Raw genomic sequence first — 16,754 nt, forward strand, 5'->3', positions numbered from 1 at the left:
GATGCGGCTTCAGGTCTACTCGCCCGAGGCGGCGTTCAGCCCGCAGTCAGCATGATGGCGGTTTCCCAGGGATCGCGCAGCACCCTGGTCTCACCCTCAGCCTCGACGCCCAGACTCGCTGCCCGCGAGCCCTTCGATGGCAGCGCGCCGTGCCATCGCGGAGCACCAGCTCTATGGCATCGAGGCCGGCCATGCCCTCCGTGCGCGGCCCGGCGTCGCGGCTGTTCCACGTGTTGGCGGCAAGCTGATGGTGGTAGCGGGCATGAAGGCTCCGATCGCTACGTCAAGCCGACGTAACCGAGGTCGCCCACGGTTCTAGCCGGACGGTTCACTTACGGAACTCTACTTAGGAACTCATCGGATGGACGTCGGCGGCCGGTCGACCGATCCATGAGTGAAAGGGCGGCAGCATATAACAGCTTGAAGGGACAGCGCGCATGAGCGAGGCCAGCAATGTCGGCGGCAATCGTCCGAGGATGGTGCGGGTAACCTACGTGTCGGCGGATGGCCAGCGCCGAACGGTCGACATGGGTGAGCAGGAATATCGCGAGCTGGCTCGTCAGCAGCGGTACAGCTCGCCGCTGGAGTCCCTGTTCGGCGGCCGCGGCAGCCTGTTCGACGAATTCTTCGGCGATGATCAACCCGGCGGCCCTCGCCTCGGCCGCCGCGACGAGGACCGCGACCATGGGGCGGGTCAGCCGATCCCGATCCGTTCAGGCCGCAGGCGCGGTGCTGCTGCCGCCGCCGGAGCGGAGCGCCTCAGCGAACACGCGCTCGAGCTGCTGCAGGACGCGGCCCGCACGGCGCACGAATGGGGCCGGCGCGAGGTGGACACCGAGCACCTGCTGCACGCGCTGGCCGGCGGCGATGTGGTTCGCACCGTGCTCGAGCAGGTCAAGGTCTCGGCCGAGGAACTGCGCCAGCAGCTCGAACGCGAGGCGCGGCGTCCAGACGGCGGCGCCGACAAGACGGAACCGTCGAAGGACACCGAGATTGGCGTCTCCCCGCGCGTAAAGGACTCGCTTGGCCGCGCCTTCGCCGCCTCTCGCGACCTCGGCCACTCCTATGTCGGGCCGGAGCACCTGTTGATCGGCCTCGCCGAGGAGGACGAGGGCCTCGCCGGCGCGGTGCTGCACCGCCTCGGCCTCACGCCGCAAGCGTTACGCCAGCAGATCGTCAAGGTGGTCGGCCGCGGTGCCGAGGAAGGACGCGTCGAGCGCCCGACCAACACACCGAACCTCGACAAATACTCGCGCGACCTGACCGCGTTGGCGCGGGACGGCAAGCTCGACCCGGTGATCGGCCGCGCCCGGGAGATCGAGACCACCATCGAGGTGCTGGCCCGGCGCAAGAAGAACAATCCGGTGCTGATCGGCGAGCCGGGCGTCGGCAAGACCGCCATCGTCGAGGGTCTCGCACAGCGCATCGTCGCCGGGGAGGTGCCGGAGGCACTGCGCGGCAAGCGGCTGGTCGAACTTTCTGTCAGTTCGATGGTGGCCGGCTCGAAGTACCGCGGCGAGTTCGAAGAGCGAGTTCAACAGATCATGCAGGAGGTTCGCGCCCAATCCGAGGAGCTGGTCCTGTTCATCGACGAGCTGCACACCATAGTCGGCGCCGGCTCCACGGGCGGCGAGGGTGGGCTCGACGTGGCGAACACCTTCAAGCCGGCGCTCTCGCGCGGCGAGCTGCACCTGATCGGCGCCACCACGCTCAACGAATATCAGAAGCACATCGAGAAGGACGCCGCGCTGGAGCGGCGCTTCCAGCCCGTGCTCGTGCCCGAGCCGACTGTCGAGCAGTCCATCATGATCCTGCGCGGCCTGCGCGACACGCTGGAGGCACACCACAAGGTGACGATCACGGAGGAGGCGATCGTCGCCGCGGCCGAACTCTCCGACCGCTACATCACCGGGCGCTTCCTACCCGACAAGGCAATCGACCTAGTGGACCAGGCCGCGGCACGGGTGAAGATGAGCGCCACCGCGCGGCCGCCCGAGGTGCAGGATCTGGAAGCGGAGATCAGCCAGCTCAAGCGCGAGCAGGACTACGCCACATCCCGTAAGCGCTTCGACCGCGTAAAAGAGCTCCAGGCGGACCACGAGGCGCGCACGAAGGAGATGGAAGAGGCGAATGAGCGCTGGCGGCGCGAGCGCGGCTCCGGCACTGCGGAGGTCCGCGTGGAGCACATCGCGCAGATCATCTCCAAGCTGACCGGTATCCCCGTTACCGAGCTGACCACGGAGGAGCGGGAGCGGCTGACGAAGCTCGAGGAGCGGATCCACCAGCGCTTGGTAGGGCAGGAGGAAGCCGTCAAGGCCGTGGCCGATGCCGTGCGGCTGGCCCGCGCCGGGCTGCGCGAAGGCAAGCGGCCGGTCGCGACCTTCATGTTCCTTGGCCCGACCGGTGTGGGCAAGACTGAGCTCGCCAAGGCGCTCGCCGAGGTGGTCTATGGCGGGGAGGATGCCATGATCCGCGTCGACATGAGCGAGTACATGGAGCGGCACACGGTGGCACGGCTTGTCGGCGCGCCGCCGGGCTATGTCGGCTACGAGGAAGGCGGGCAGCTGACCGAGCGGGTGCGTCGGCGGCCCTACGCCGTGGTGTTGCTTGACGAGATCGAGAAGGCTCACCCGGACGTGCACAACGTACTGCTACAGATCTTCGACGACGGGCGCCTGACCGACGGCAAGGGACGGGTGGTAGATTTCACCAACGCGATCCTGATCGCGACCTCTAACCTCGGATCCGACATCATCCAGCGGCACTTGCGTGAGAGGCAGGGCTCCGCCAGCGCGTCGGAGCAGGCGGGCCTCAAGGACGAGGTCATGGACGTGCTGCGCCACCACTTCCGGCCGGAATTCATCAACCGCATCGACGAGATCATCATCTTCCGTGCGTTGGACAAAGCTCAGATCCGCGACATCGTGCGCCTGCAGCTCGAGCGGGTGAAGCGCATCGCACATGGCCAGGGCGTGACGCTCGAGCTCGACGACCCGCTGGTCGAGCACTTCGCGGACGCCGGCTACCGGCCGGAGTTCGGAGCACGGGAGCTGCGCCGGCTCATCCGCTCCGAACTGGAGACGCGGCTGGCGCGGGCGATGCTGGCCAGCGAGGTGAAGGAGGGCGACACCGTGCGCGTCGGCTGGGACGCTGCCGACGGCAAGTTGGTTCTGACGCCGCAACCGCGGCCCGCTCCTGCTGAAGGCACAGCCGAGACCGCGAGCAAGCCGGAAGGTCAGGCTGGGTCGATGGCCGGGAACCAGCCTGGTGCGCGGCCGGCACGGCGGAAGCCGGCCGCGTAGCGGCGCCGGCCGTCGGGACAGGCCATGCACGGGCCGGCGCAGGGTAGTGCGACGACGGAGGCGCCCGATACGCGGCTGCCGCCAGCCTCGCTGCAACGCGACGGGAAGGCCACGTCCTCTGGTCTGAAGGGGACGCGTGACGCCTGGCAGGTGCTCACCGCATACGAGCGCTTCGAACAGGTGATCGCGCTCGTCCTCACCTTCCTGATAGCGGTGATTGTGGTAATTGCCGTCGTGCATCTGGTGTTCAGGATCCTGTCGCTCATTTTGCAAGGCCTCGTCGATCCGGCCGAGCAGCAGGTGTTTCAGGCTGTCTTCGGGATGGTGATGACGGTGCTGATCGCGCTTGAGTTCAACCATTCGATCCTGGGCGTGCTGCAACGCCGGCACGGCATCGTGCATCTGCGCACGGTGGTGCTGATCGCGCTGCTGGCGCTGGTGCGCAAGTTCATCATCATCGACGCCGCGCACGCGGCTCCCTCGACGTTGCTCGGCCTTGCCGCCTCGGTCCTCTCGCTCGGTGCCGTCTATTGGCTGGTGCGCGATCAGGACCGGCAAGCGGTCGTGACCGAGGACCCCCGTGGCCAGGGCGCGCCTACGCCGTGACAGGCCGCAAGGAACCCGAGGAGGCCCTGCGGGAGAGCGAGGCCCGCCTGCGCCTCGCCCTCGATGCGGCGCAGATGGGCAGCTTCGTCTGGGGGCCCGGAGAGGATTGCGCTCAGCCGGACGCGCGCACGCTCGCGCTCTTCGGGGCTACCCGGCCCGAGGAGTTGAGCCTTCGCGGCGTGCCGGACCTGCTGCACCCCGCGGATCGGGAGCCCCACGCGGCGCTCATCGAGCGGGCGCTCAACCCCGCAGGAGATGGCGCGCTGCGGTCGGAAGTACGGGTCGCCCTCCCGGACGGCACGTGGCGTTGGCTCGCCATCGCGGGACAGACCCGCTTCGACGCAAAGGGGCATGCGGTGAGCATGGCCGGCACGGTGCGGGACATCACCAGCCGCAAGGCGGCGGAGGAGGCTCTGCGCGAGAGCGAAGAGCACCTTCGGCACACCGTTGAACTGAACCCCCAGCTCGCCTGGACCGCCACGCCGGACGGCCTGCTGGACTACTCGCCGGAGCGCTGGCGGGACTGGACCGGGGGGGAGGGCATCGGGGAGGGCTGGAGCAACGCGGTCCACCCCGACGACCTCCCCGGAATGGCTGCATACTGGGCACACTTAGACCTGCGCCACGACGTCCCGGTCATCGGTTCGCAAGAACTGCCGCAGCACAAGGAGAGCAAAGAGCGGGGCCTGGGTGTAGTCCCGTCGTGAGAGGCGGTTGCCATACTGCTAGTGCCGGACCTTTCCTTCTGCCTTGCTCAACTTTGGACGCGACGTATACCGCTACGCGATCCCATCGCCGTTACTCGGCCCGCGCCCCTGACTGCTCAACCAAGTCACGCCATTTTCCCTCCTCTGCGCGCCAGAATGCACCAAAGGCCTCTGGTGAGGTGTCGGTCGTGGGAAGAAAACTCATTGGCCGGAGGCGAGCTGCAAGTTCTTCGTCTGCCATTACCCGAACAAGCGCCGCGTGCAGGATTCTAATCACCCCCGGCGGCGTACTGGCGGGGGCAACGACAGACCACCAGTTCAGCGCGTCGATGCCTGCTCCTGGCATCATCTCGCTCATTCCAGGGATCACTGCGAGTTCCGGAACATAGCTGATGCGGTCCGCGCTGCCGGCAACAAGCGCACGGAAGCGTCCTTCGCGAATGTGCGGAAGGAGAGCCGGGATTGCGTCGAACATCATGTCGATGTTGCCCGCGGCCAAGTCCTGGATCGCCAGCGATCCGCCCCGATAGGGCACGTGGGTGATGTCCACCTGTGCGGCACGCTTCAGCCGCTCGAGGAACAAGTGGCTTATCGTGCCGGTTCCCGAGGAGCCCATGGTCACGCGACCCGGGTTGGCGCGCGCGAAGGCAATCAGGTCATCGAAGCTGCGCCATGGCCGCTGCGCGTTCACCACCAGCAGGATGGTTCCGACGGCGACCCGGGTGACGGGCGCAAGATCGCGGATTGGGTCGACCGGCATCTGCGTGCGGTAGAGCCACTTGTTGGCCACAAGCACGTTGGCAGAAGTAAAGAGGAGGGTATGCCCGTCCTTTTCGGCCTGGGCCACCGCTGCGGCGCCGAGATTGCCACCGGCCCCCGGTCGGTTGTCCACCACCACGGGCTGGCCGAGGATGGGAGAGAGCCGCTCGGCGATCATGCGCGCGATGATGTCGTTCGCCCCACCTGGAGCGATTGGAACGATTAGCCGCACGGGACGCGTCGGGAAGGCCTGCTGCGCGCTGGACTGCTCAGCCAGAGCGACAGCGAGGCTGGTGAGGAGGATGAGGCGGCGGGGCTGCACCATCACAAACTCCCTTCCTTGGTTCGCGCCGATGATCTGGCCCCTGCTGCGGAAGTCAAGGCCATTCGCGCTCCATGGAGCGCAGAGCCAGGGTGGAGCGGCCCCCGGTGGAATTTGTGCGGTGCGAGGCGTCCAGGCGCTGAAACACCAATTGGGGTCCGCACACGACGGTAGAGCACAGAAGCCACCCGCGATAAGAGGCTCTCCTCGTCCTCCGTTAAATTCCAACCGAGATGTATTGAGATCGTCGGGTGCGTGTCCCCGCATCCCATTTCGCCGAACTGGTGAACAAAGAAAGCCCGTCTGCACCCGCAGGCGGGGCTTTTTGCGCTTTAGAGCCCCGCAGCCAGCATCGCCGAAAGAGCCCCCTGAAGCTCGATGCGGTCCGCCTGCACCTCCACGCGCTCAATCAAGGCGCGCAGCGCCTCATTGACCTCTGTGCCGCCCTCGCGAGCCATCGCCTCGCGAAGCGACGCCACATGCTGACGGTAGAGATCCGGCAGCCGGGGACGCAGGGCAGGGGCCTTGACCACTTCACCAGAGCTTTGGAGCTCGGCCTCCAGCCGCGGACGCGCACCGGCACCAGGATACCCGCCCGTTCCGAGTTCGGCAGCGTCCGCAGCGTGCGGCCGAGGCGACGCGCCACCAGGACCGAGAGGCCGAGCGTGGCCTGCGCGAGATCGACCCGACCCAGGCGGTCGTGGTCCAGCGAATCTTCCGGGACTATGCGGCGGGACTCTCGCTCAAGCGCATTGCGCACGCCCTCAACGAGGGGGTGCCGGGTCCGCGCAGCGGTGCTTGGTCGCCCTCGGCGAATCAACGGCGACCGCCGGCAGGGCACCGGCATCCTCAACAACGAGCTCTATGCCGGTCCGCTGGTCTGGAATCGGCAGCGCTGGCTCTCCACCCGGAGCGGTTCCCAGCCCTTGATGATGATCAGTTAACCAGCGCTGCACTGCGGACTTGTCGCTCCGGCAGCATCTGCTCGAGTGGCCAGTCCAACGCCAGTGACTATCGCCCGGCGGAAGCGTTGGATGGCCTTAGACGTCCGTAGATCCGACATTTCACTGGGCCATCCAATGCAGAAAGGTCTTGAGCCCACTTCACCGGCGGCTGTGCAGCAAAGGACGGGATTCGTCCGCGTCCGCGGGGCTCGCGAGCACAATCTTAAGAATATCGACCTTGAGATCCCACGAGATGCTCTGGTTGTTTTCACGGGTGTATCCGGTTCCGGGAAGTCTTCGCTGGCTTTCGGGACCCTATATGCTGAGGCGCAACGGCGATATCTCGAGTCCGTGTCACCCTATGCCAGGCGACTGTTCCACCAGATGCCTGTTCCGGATGTAGACGATGTCGATGGTCTGCCGCCCGCAGTCGCGCTGCAGCAGCAGCGCGGTTCACCGACCGCGCGCTCCTCAGTTGGTAGCGTCACCACCGTGTCCAACCTGCTGCGAATGCTTTACTCCCGGGCCGGCGACTATCCGCGCGGCCAAGCAATCCTCTATGCTGAGTCGTTCTCGCCCAATACGCCCGAGGGGGCCTGTCCCCAGTGCCACGGGCTCGGCCGGGTCTACGAAGTCACCGAGCGATCAATGGTGCCGGACGACACGCTGACCATTCGCGAGCGGGCGATAGCCGCTTGGCCGACCGCTTGGCATGGCCAGAACCTGCGTGACATCGCGATCACGCTTGGCTTCGACGTGGATCGGCCCTGGCGCGACCTGCCCAAGAAGGATCGGGACTGGCTTCTCTTCACCGATGAGCAGCCGACCGTTCCGGTCTATCCCGGATATACGCAGCAGGAGGTTCGCCGCGCGCTCAAACGCAAGGAAGAGCCAGCCTATCAAGGCACATTCACGAGCGCCAAGCGACATGTGCTGCACACATTCGCCAACACGCAGAGTCCACTGATGAAGCGGCGTGTGACCCAATACATGGTGAGCACCGAGTGCCCGCTCTGCCACGGCAAGCGCCTTCGGCCCGAGTCCCTGTCCGTCACTTTTGCGGGACTGGACATCGCCGACATCTCAAGTCTTCCGCTCTCCCGTCTCGCCGATGTCTTCCGGCCCTATGCAGACGGGACGGCCCCAAGGCCGGCAAAGATCGAGGCGGAGCACCCGGAAAAGCTAGTGGTCGCGCAGCGAATCGCGCAGGACCTTGTCGCTCGGCTCAGCGTCATGCTCGATCTCGGGCTCGGGTATCTCGCCGTCGATCGCGGGACCCCAACGCTTTCGCCCGGCGAACTTCAACGGTTGCGACTGGCCACCCAGGTCCGCTCCAATCTCTTCGGCGTCGTCTACGTGCTCGACGAACCGTCGGCTGGGCTCCACCCGACAGATACCGAGGCGCTGCTGCATGCGCTCGGGCAACTGAAGGCTTCCGGGAATTCGCAGTTCGTGGTCGAGCATAATCTCCATGTCATCCGTCATGCCGACTGGATCGTCGATGTCGGCCCTGGCGCAGGAGAGCAGGGCGGCCTGGTGATCTATAGTGGTCCCCCCGACGGGCTCAGTCAGGTTGAGGCCTCGCAGACCCGCCGTTTCCTGTTCGGCGGAAGCCCCCTTCCGCCTCGGGAAGTGCGCCCACCGAAAGGCTGGCTGCGCCTCGGCGGGGTCACACGCAACAACCTCCAAGACCTCAACGTCGCTTTCCCCTTGGGCGTGCTTACGACCGTGACGGGCGTATCCGGCTCAGGCAAGTCGAGCCTGGTCAGCCAGGCACTTGTCGAACTGGTTGCGGAGCATCTGGGTCACGATATCCGTGAGCCCGCAGAAGAGGGCGAGGAACTGGAACAAGCATCAATGGTCGCCAGCGAGGGCCGGATCGTCAGTGGCATCGAAGGGATCAAGCGCCTGGTGAGAGTCGATCAGAAGCCGATTGGGCGCACGCCGCGGTCGAACCTTGCAACCTATACCGGTCTTTTCGATCATATCCGCAAGCTGTTTGCCGCAACCAAGCAGGCCCGCACTCGTCGCTACGATGCAGGACGCTTCTCCTTCAATGTCGCCAAAGGTCGCTGTCCAACCTGCGAGGGTGAAGGCTTCGTGATGGTCGAATTGCTCTTCCTGCCGAGCGTCTACACTCCATGTCCAACTTGCCACGGCGCCCGGTACAATGCCGACACACTCAAGATCAAATACCGAGACAAATCCATCGCTGACGTGCTCGGCATGACAGTCGACGCGGCCTGGGACTTTTTCGCCAACGAGCCGCCTTTACAGCGGTCGCTCACGATCGTGCGCGAGGTAGGTCTTGGCTATCTGCGGCTGGGCCAACCCGCGACAGAATTGTCTGGGGGCGAGGCGCAGCGGATCAAGCTTGCAACCGAGCTTCAACGGATTCAGCGCGGCGAAACGCTCTACGTCCTCGACGAGCCGACGACCGGACTGCACCCCGCGGATGTTGAAAGGCTTGTGGTTCAGCTCCATGGGCTGGTCGAAGCCGGTAACACGGTCATCGTGGTTGAGCATAACATGCGCGTTGCCGCGAAAAGCGACTGGATCATGGATCTCGGTCCCGGAGCCGGCGACGAGGGCGGGCAGGTGGTTGCATCAGGGCCGCCCGGCGAAGTAGCAGAAGCATCAGGCAGCCGTACGGCCCCCTATTTGTCGCGAGCTTTCGTTTGATGCACTTCAAATCATCATGCACCTCGAACAAGGGATGACCCGAAGCGCGGCGTTTTCCCATTCTAACTTTGAGATTTGGCGCGGTCGTGCCTCACCAGGGATGCCCCCATGTTTGCGCGAGCCGGCAGCCTTTGTGCGCTGTCGAAGTCAGCCGCTCAATCTCACGCTGCGCCGGAATTCAGATGCGCACGTCAACCTGACGGCTTCAATCCGGCGGCGATAGCCATTGCCACAAGCTCGAACAGAGTCTTGGCGCCGAGCAGTTCCATCACATGCGCACGATGAATCTCGACCGTGCGCGGACTGATGCCCAAATTCTTGGCAATGCTCTTGTTGGTGCCGCCGCCGAGCAAGCCCTCCAGCACCTCGCGCTCACGGGTAGAGAATTGAGCAATCCGGGCCGACGTGACGTCGGCCGAGCGATCGCGCTCTTCGACAGCCCGAATATCTGCGATTGCTAACGCGATTGCTGAAAAAATCGCCTCTGGCTCGTAAGGTGCCTCTACCCAGTCCACCGCGCCTGCCTTCATGGCCTGCACCGCCGCCCGGACATCACCGCCGGAGGTGCCGATCACGATCACCGGAAGAGCGATGCGCCTGGCTTTGAGTTCCTTTGGGACTGTCAGTCCCCCCGACGCAGACCCAGATGAACGGGTATTGAGAATGACACAGCCGGCCACGAGAAGCGGGGCGACTTCAAGGAAGGAACTTGCCGACTTAAATTCCTTTGCGTCATAACCGGCGGTCCGAAGCGTCCGCGTTAGATCCTGGCGGGCGCTCTCGTCATCGTCGACCACGTAGATGGGCGAGCCAACGAACTCGGTTACGTCCTCGGCGATACCGCCCTGCTGCTGCACCTGCCCATTATCATCGCGGATTGGGAAAGACGTCTCGCGAATCCGCCGGATTATGCCGTCGGCATGCACAATCCTGTATTCATGGGTGATAACCTCCCCTTGCCGCACTCTCTCTTGCCCATGAATGACCCGCTCGCGATCGTCAAGATGGATGGAATTGAGCCAGCTACTTCGATCGCGGGCGGAGGGGGAGAATACTCCAGCTCCCCAGATGCGCTCATAGGCAGCGCTCAGGAGCTCAAACTTATCTGTCTCGAGGTCGAGGACCCAAAGCACGTCAGCCGAGTATTCGGCAAACCGCCGGAGTCGTTCCTCACTCTCTCGCAGGCGCTCCTCGGCTCGCTTCCGCTCGGTGACGTCCAATGCCGCGCCAACAAACCAAGCGGCCCGATCTCCTCGGAAGTATGTCTGACCGTGGGTCGAAACCCAACGCTCCACTCCATCGTCGGCTCCGATCACACGATACTCAAGATGGTAAACCCCGTCCCCCGCAGGGTCGGTACAACGCGCGATAGCGGCGTCGACACGGTCCCGATCCTCGGGATGGATACCAGCCCGGAAATCATTGAAGTCCACGTGGGCGCCCGGCGGTAGGCCCCACATGGCTTTCAAACGACTGTCCCAACTCAATGCATCCGTCGCCGGATTCCACGTATAAGTCGAGAGGCCAACGAGATTGACGGCCGCGGCCAGCTGCGCCTCCCTCTCGCGCAGGGCTAGTTCTGCGCGCTTTTGCTCGTCCACATCTTGGATGACGAGGATGGCAAGGGAAGTGGAGTCGCCTGCGTCCGGGATGGGAATACAGCTCGCGTTCATCCAGCGTTCCCCGCTCCCGGGGGCGCGGTGTACGAAGGCAACGTTCTGAACGGCCTGTCCTTTCAGAGCCCGCGAAACCAGATCCTTTGGTACGGTCAATATGGCGCCGGCTCCATCGTAGCCGGTCCACTCGGACCGCACGTCAAGGTCACGCGACGGCGCCAAGCCTCTCGGCAGGAAGGCATGTAGCGCCGGATTTCCAGCAATGACGTGTCCGTTTGCGTCGAACATGCCAGCGGCAAAAGGCAAATTCTCGATGAGCGTAACAATGCGGCCGCGTTCTGCCGCTAACTCTTGCAGCAGACGCTCTCGTTCTCGCTCGCCAGCGATCCTGGCAGTAGTCTCTTGGACGGTGCACAGCACGCCGCCGACCCCGCCGCTCTCATCGCGAATGGGGCTATACGAGAACGTGAACCAGGTCTGCTCAGGGGAGCCTCTGCGAGTCAGCGTCAAAGGGAAGTCTTCGAAGTAACTTGCTTCCCCCGCCATCGCTCGCGCTGCGATCGGAGCGATCTTGTCCCAGACTTCGGACCACACCTCCCGGAAGGGTCTGCCAAGCGCGTCAGGCTTCGTCCCAAGGATCGGGACGTAGGCATCGTTATAAAAACTGATCTGCTCGGGGCCCCAGACCAGATACGATGGGAACGCGGAATTCAGCATCACGCTGAGAGCGGTCCTCAGCGACTGCGGCCAATCGCTGCTGCGGCCTAGGGGCGACATCGACCAGTCCTGGGCCCGCACACGCGCGCCCATGTCGCCTCCGCCATTCAGGAAGACGGGCGGACCCATCTCAACCTCCTTGTTAGAGGTGAGAGTTAGCTGATCCTACGCGATCAACCGCCTTCTATCTGGGGACGCGGGCTCCCTCTTTGGAGGCCTGATGGCGGTCCACAGAGCTGTGCCCGAACTCGTTGGTGGGACGCCGAAGGCCAGGTGCGAACGACGTTGCCGAGTTGGCAGTCCCGGACAGCCGCAAGATCTCCGCTCCTCGGCGGGCCCCACATGTAGCGTCAGTATCATATCTGTTCCGAAGGTCATTGCGTGTCGCCGGTCAGCGACACGGGGGACGGCCATGTGGCGAGGCCCGAACGGCGGCATTTGCTACCAGCCTGTCGGCGTACGTGCGGATGATAGGTCATGCACAGCAACAGGCGCAGCACGAACTCTGCCGCGCGTCAGAGATGACGAACTTTCAGCGCACCGTCCCAACGGGCATTGAGATATTCGCAGACAAGTCGCCGATGGCAGTGATGCGGCTTATCCTCTGAGCATAGCAAGCATCCGCGCTGAAACATCTCCGGCTTGAAACTGTTCTCGATCCTTCGGCGCTCCATCAGCCGCATGAAGGAGTCTGCGTAGATCGTCCAGTCGCCCTTGTCGCGTTTGAACGCCTTCAGCATGTCGTCTGTGGGTGCGAGCAGCGGCTGATGCTCGTATTGCGCGTCGCAGATCTCCTTCAGGAAATAGGCAAGGTCGCTGGCCTTTGCGAATCCTGCAAGTTGCGAGGTGTTGTGCAGACGAACGTCGATCACCTTCTTGACGCCTGCGGCCTTCAGCCGGTCAAAGAACTTTGACGCCGTGGTCTTGGTAAAGCCGATCGTCGCTAAATCGATATCGGTCATTTCCGCCACTCCCCAGCGGTCAGATTCTGGACATTGTCCCGTCCTTCCGAAAACCGGACATTCGTGTCCCTGGCTCGATACGCAGCAGCGAGCCGCTTCGAAGGCAGCTCGAAAAGGCCAAGGTGGCGCTGGCTCGGCATTTCCATAGGCGCGTCCTCGAGCCGCCGGTCATTGACGGTCTGCCCGTTGTCTAGAATGTGGCGGACCATCGCGTCACGCTCGCAAAGGGCTCGGCCAACCAGAAGACAACGATGGAAGTGAAGCGTCGTATGGCCGGTGACCAGAACCTCGACAGTCGCATCTGCCAACTCCTGGCCTCCTTCACGCTACGACCGCTTGTCCGACATGATCTCCCTCGTTTCGCCTTTACGATGTTACCGACGAGGGTGCCGTCAAGCCAGCACTCTCGCCCGTCGGCAACATCACTTGAGAATGCCGCGTTACGACCCAATGGTTGAAGGAGATGCGCACGAAACGGCTTGAGCAGACATGCCCTTATGGGCGGTTGAGGCGGCCCGGGCTGTCCTGGACCTGCCGCGTCAGCCAGCCGGTGCTTGTATGGGCGCCGAGGTCAGCTTGGCGACTTCCGGAAAATTTGGGCGGAGGCAGCGAGGTGGAACTTGTGACAGGCACCGTCCGGCCTCCGTTACTGTGGGTAGCCAGGACCGAAGGTGCGCTTCAGGTGAGCAAACCGCTTCCCAACCTTCTTCCGCCGCTCCGGTGAGACTGCGTAGTCCTCGATCCTGGCAGTATCCTGCGCCAAGTCGCGCTCGCCCTCGTGGACGAAGCGTAGCAGCTTGCGGGAGGGCCACTTATGGTGGATTTGCCCCGATTATGGACCAACTCCACATGGAGACCCTGCCCGACGCTCAGGTAACATGCCGCTCATGCGGGAAGCGCCGCAGCAGGGCTTATGCCAATCTCGTAATTCAGGCCCGGGAGGCACCACGTGGCCCAGCAGGAGGGGTGTCTGCTGAAATTTCACTCGGGCCACTCGATGAGGGCTGGTTTGCGATAGTCCCGACGGGCTGGCTATTGCCGACAAGCTCGAGGAAAGCCTCTGGCGGCAACGGCCGACTGAAGAGGTAACCCTGGCCGAAAGGACAACCGATGCTGCACAACATCGCCCGTTCGGCTTCGGTCTCAATTCCCTCTGCGACGACGTCTGCGCCCAGCTCCTTTCCGATCTTCACAACCGTCTCGACGATGATGCGCTTCGTCGCACTTTCCTGCATCCCCTGAACGAAGCTGCGATCAATCTTGATCTCTGTGACGGGAAGCGTCTCAAGATAACGCAGGCTGGAGTAGCCTACTCCGAAGTCGTCAATCGAAAGTCCTACCCCTAGATCGCGGAGCGTACGAAGCGTCTGCTGCATTCGCACTGAGGGCTCGGCGATGAGGGTTTCGGTGAGCTCAAGCGTTAACCACTGCGGATTCGTGCCCGTTTCGTCAAGAATCCCAGCGATGAAGCGTGTCATGTCGCGATGAGAAAATTCCGCAGCCGAGACGTTTACGGAGATGCGCAGCGGCCTTGTGCAGTCGCGGTTTAGCCGCGACGCAAATGTGGCGGCCGCACGGACCCCCCCAAGCGCCAATATCAACGATCAACCCCGTGTCTTCAGCCAGTTCGACGAACCGGTCCGGCATCTGCAAGCCGAACAGCGGATGCTCCCAACGGACCAGGGCCTCAGCACCGGCCCAGTTGCCGGTCGCAAGCTCGACTTTGGGCTGGTAGTCGAAAACAAAGTCGCCGTTCGACACTGCCAACTGCAATTCGTTGACGAGCCGGATCCGCTTCTTCGACCGCTCTGCGCTATCGTTGTCGAAGCTCCGAGCCTCGCGCAGCGGAGTTGATCGCGACTCATGAAGCGCCGCACCAGCCCGGCGGAGCAGCATCAGAGGGTCGCTGCCCAGCTCGCCGATCACAAAGCCGATTGCAAAGCGGACACTGACGACGGCGCCCGGCAGCACGTAGCGCGGCGACAGGGCGGCGGCGACTTTCGCAACGGTCGCGTCGGCGTCCTCGTAGCGGGCAATGCGGTACACGATAGCAAAATCATTGCCGCCGACCCGCCCAACGGCCTCGGCAGACAGGCCGCGGAGCCGCTCTGCAACCTGCTTAAGCAGAGCGTCGCCCGAGTCGTGACCGAAGCCGCTGTTGATGTCATGAAAGCGTGCGATGTCGACCTTGATCACGAGCAGCCGAGCCAGCCCGTCGGCACTGAGCTGGGTAATTTGGTCGAGGAGAGCGTCTCGACTCAACACGCCGGTGAGGCGATCGAACCGAACCGCTTCTTCGAGACGCGCCGTCGTCTCTTTCAAGGCGGCCACGTCCTGCATCAACCCGACGTAATGGGTCGGCCCCGTGCCGGATGCAGATACGGGCGCGAGGTGCAGCGCGTTCCAGAAGAGGCGGCCGTCCTTGCGATAGTTTCGGATTCGAACGGAGGCTGCCTCACGTCGCAGGATTGCCTCTCGGAGTTCCTTGATCTGAGGTTGGAGCCGGTCGCTGCCCTGAAGGTAGCGGCAGTTCCTGCCGAGTGCGTCCGCCGGCCCGTAGCCCGTGATCGCCTCAAACGCCTCGTTGATGTAGACGAGCGGTTCGCCCTCCCGCAGTTCGGCGACGAGCACTCTGATGGGCGCAAGGTCAAGGATGCGTTCTGCTAGTCCGCTCGGCAGCGCGGTCGGACCCGCCGCTGCTCCCTCGCTTACGGCCGACGTGACATCACTATGAGCCACCTTGGCTACTCCCCTGCTACACTGAAAGATCGTAGACCGGACACAACTTCAGGTTTTAGCGGGATGAACTTGGACCCGATCGGCTTGGTTGGAACTAACCCTCGGCTCACAGACCCTGGACGCTCCTATGGAAGTTCTCTTTTCGACTGTAGATCTCTCCCCTTGAGATCGGTTCGATTACTGGCACAGCGTCGCTAATAAGACGCTTACTGGCCACAGCTCCCGGCCGGAGTGCAGACCAACATTCCAGGCAGAGTTACGGTTGGGGGCGCTTTCAGATATTGGACTTGTTCTCTTCAAGACCTCTCCGATGCTGGTCGAGCACTCGGAACGTCAGGCCGCTTGCTCCAACGACGACGAGATCTTTGTCTGCCGACAGGTCACAGGGACACTCGCGCTTGAGCAGGATGGGCGCGACGTGATCCTTGGGGCCGGCGATGTGACGCTGCTCGATCCTCGATTGCCTTATGTTGGAAAGTTTGCCGCAGGATCCCAGCTGCTCGTACTCAAGGTGCCGAGGCGTGCCTTGAAGGCTCGTATGGGGAGCATGCGAGGGGCGGTCCTCCATCCTGTCGGATCGTCGGGTGGCGAAGGCGGCCTAGCGTCCGCGTTCCTAGGAATGCTGCCGACTCATGCTGCGGCGCTTGGCCCGGCAGCGGCAGAGGCGGTCATGGTCAATGCGCTCGATCTCGTCGCTTTGGCGTTGGTGAACTCCATGGCCGGCCAACGAGGGGCCAGCTCGCACGCGCAGGCTCTGGTGTTCATGAATGTTCGCGCTGTGATCGAGGCGCGGCTAACCGATCCGAGTCTCGACGCTTCAACCGTTGCCGCTGCTGTCGGGGTCAGCGTGAGATACGCGAACGCCGCGCTGGCGCGAGAGGGAACGTCGATACGGCGGCTGATCCTCGCGCGGCGACTTGCGCGCTGCCGGAAGGCGCTAGCGGACGCGGCGCAGGCGGGCAGAACGGTGACCGAGATCGCTCACGCCTGGGGCTTCTCCGACATGACCCACTTTAGTCGTTCGTTCAAATGCGCCTATGGCGTCACGCCTAGCGATTACCGGCACCGCAGGGGAGAATTTGACTGTATCCAGTGATATTGGGCGCCGATGAAGTCGTTCTGCGCTCCTGATCGGAGCTGCTTGAGCTGCTAGCGCACTGCCCGCCAGTTTCGAGAGCGCTGTGCCCCGGCGGTGCGATGCTGTCGGACGGCAGGGCTAAACTTTCCTGGTTCTTAAGCAGTGAGGGCATACGGCGGCCTACCGATCATCTTCTGCAATTGGAACCCCGTGTCCTTGATCAACACTATGGGGTTTGAGCGAGCTTCCCCTGTTCATCAAAATTGTCTGGGCAAGCTCTGCATCGGCGCGCGGCTCCCAATCCCTGAGGCGAGGTTATG

At 63.6% G+C, this 16,754-nt stretch carries 12 protein-coding genes and 1 pseudogene; 7 read left to right on the forward strand and 6 right to left on the reverse strand.

All coding sequences use genetic code 11. From position 1 onward, the window contains the following. The first annotated feature begins 437 nt into the window (after positions 1 to 437). From JTJ31_RS19780 to JTJ31_RS19790, 3 genes are read left to right on the forward strand one after another with little or no spacing between them, the layout of a single operon-like run. Entirely contained in the window at positions 438 to 3,302 is a 2,865-nt protein-coding gene (locus tag JTJ31_RS19780) for an ATP-dependent Clp protease ATP-binding subunit (RefSeq protein ID WP_207540472.1), read from the forward strand. 24 nt (positions 3,303 to 3,326) lie between these two features. Further along, on the forward strand, positions 3,327 to 3,908 hold the full coding sequence (locus JTJ31_RS19785) for a phosphate-starvation-inducible PsiE family protein (protein ID WP_207540473.1): 582 nt from the start codon (positions 3,327 to 3,329) through the stop codon (positions 3,906 to 3,908). Continuing rightward, positions 3,905 to 4,615, forward strand: coding sequence for a PAS domain-containing protein (locus JTJ31_RS19790; protein WP_207540474.1), 711 nt, complete (start codon positions 3,905 to 3,907; stop codon positions 4,613 to 4,615). The genes JTJ31_RS19785 and JTJ31_RS19790 overlap by 4 nt, the downstream gene beginning before the upstream one ends. Positions 4,616 to 4,706: 91 nt before the next feature. Here the strand turns inward: JTJ31_RS19790 and JTJ31_RS19795 are convergent, their stop codons facing one another. Beyond that, the gene (locus tag JTJ31_RS19795; RefSeq protein ID WP_207540475.1) at positions 4,707 to 5,552 is read right to left on the reverse strand and encodes a Bug family tripartite tricarboxylate transporter substrate binding protein; all 846 of its coding nucleotides are present in this window, start codon (positions 5,550 to 5,552) and stop codon (positions 4,707 to 4,709) included. Positions 5,553 to 6,028: 476 nt separating this feature from the next. Beyond that, positions 6,029 to 6,229: a hypothetical protein gene (locus JTJ31_RS19800; protein WP_207540476.1), complete on the reverse strand. Its 201-nt coding sequence runs from the start codon at positions 6,227 to 6,229 to the stop codon at positions 6,029 to 6,031. Positions 6,230 to 6,396: 167 nt separating this feature from the next. Here JTJ31_RS19800 and JTJ31_RS25250 point away from each other — a divergent pair, with 167 nt between their 5' ends. Both JTJ31_RS25250 and uvrA read left to right on the forward strand, forming a co-directional pair. Then, positions 6,397 to 6,750 carry a recombinase family protein gene (locus tag JTJ31_RS25250; protein WP_328805780.1) on the forward strand — a complete coding sequence of 118 codons (354 nt, stop codon included), beginning with the start codon at positions 6,397 to 6,399 and terminating at the stop codon, positions 6,748 to 6,750. A 25-nt stretch (positions 6,751 to 6,775) separates the two neighbouring features. Continuing rightward, positions 6,776 to 9,322, forward strand: coding sequence for an excinuclease ABC subunit UvrA (gene uvrA, locus JTJ31_RS19810; RefSeq protein ID WP_207540533.1), 2,547 nt, complete (start codon positions 6,776 to 6,778; stop codon positions 9,320 to 9,322). A 191-nt stretch (positions 9,323 to 9,513) separates the two neighbouring features. Here uvrA and JTJ31_RS19815 read toward each other — a convergent pair whose 3' ends face one another. From JTJ31_RS19815 to JTJ31_RS19830, 4 genes are all read right to left on the reverse strand, one after another. Beyond that, positions 9,514 to 11,784 (reverse strand): PAS domain S-box protein, encoded by a 2,271-nt coding sequence (locus JTJ31_RS19815; protein ID WP_207540477.1) that lies wholly within the window; start codon positions 11,782 to 11,784, stop codon positions 9,514 to 9,516. A 386-nt stretch (positions 11,785 to 12,170) separates the two neighbouring features. After that, positions 12,171 to 12,617 carry a DUF488 domain-containing protein gene (locus JTJ31_RS19820; RefSeq protein WP_236020461.1) on the reverse strand — a complete coding sequence of 149 codons (447 nt, stop codon included), beginning with the start codon at positions 12,615 to 12,617 and terminating at the stop codon, positions 12,171 to 12,173. Positions 12,618 to 13,546: 929 nt separating this feature from the next. Then, on the reverse strand, positions 13,547 to 14,143 hold the full coding sequence (locus tag JTJ31_RS25075) for an EAL domain-containing protein (protein ID WP_268957108.1): 597 nt from the start codon (positions 14,141 to 14,143) through the stop codon (positions 13,547 to 13,549). After that, positions 14,067 to 15,248 carry a diguanylate cyclase domain-containing protein gene (locus tag JTJ31_RS19830; RefSeq protein WP_207540478.1) on the reverse strand — a complete coding sequence of 394 codons (1,182 nt, stop codon included), beginning with the start codon at positions 15,246 to 15,248 and terminating at the stop codon, positions 14,067 to 14,069. The genes JTJ31_RS25075 and JTJ31_RS19830 overlap by 77 nt, the downstream gene beginning before the upstream one ends. Before the next feature lie 301 nt (positions 15,249 to 15,549). Between JTJ31_RS19830 and JTJ31_RS24745 the strand changes: the two are divergent. Both JTJ31_RS24745 and JTJ31_RS24750 read left to right on the forward strand, forming a co-directional pair. Next, positions 15,550 to 16,050, forward strand: a pseudogene (locus tag JTJ31_RS24745) (AraC-like ligand-binding domain-containing protein); the annotation flags it as partial. Positions 16,051 to 16,119: 69 nt separating this feature from the next. Then, on the forward strand, positions 16,120 to 16,452 hold the full coding sequence (locus JTJ31_RS24750) for a helix-turn-helix domain-containing protein (RefSeq protein ID WP_236020468.1): 333 nt from the start codon (positions 16,120 to 16,122) through the stop codon (positions 16,450 to 16,452). Positions 16,453 to 16,754 lie beyond the last annotated feature (302 nt).

It is taken from the genome of Sabulicella rubraurantiaca (assembly GCF_017355885.1).
GTDB classification, from domain to species: Bacteria; Pseudomonadota; Alphaproteobacteria; order Acetobacterales; family Acetobacteraceae; genus Roseococcus; species Roseococcus rubraurantiacus.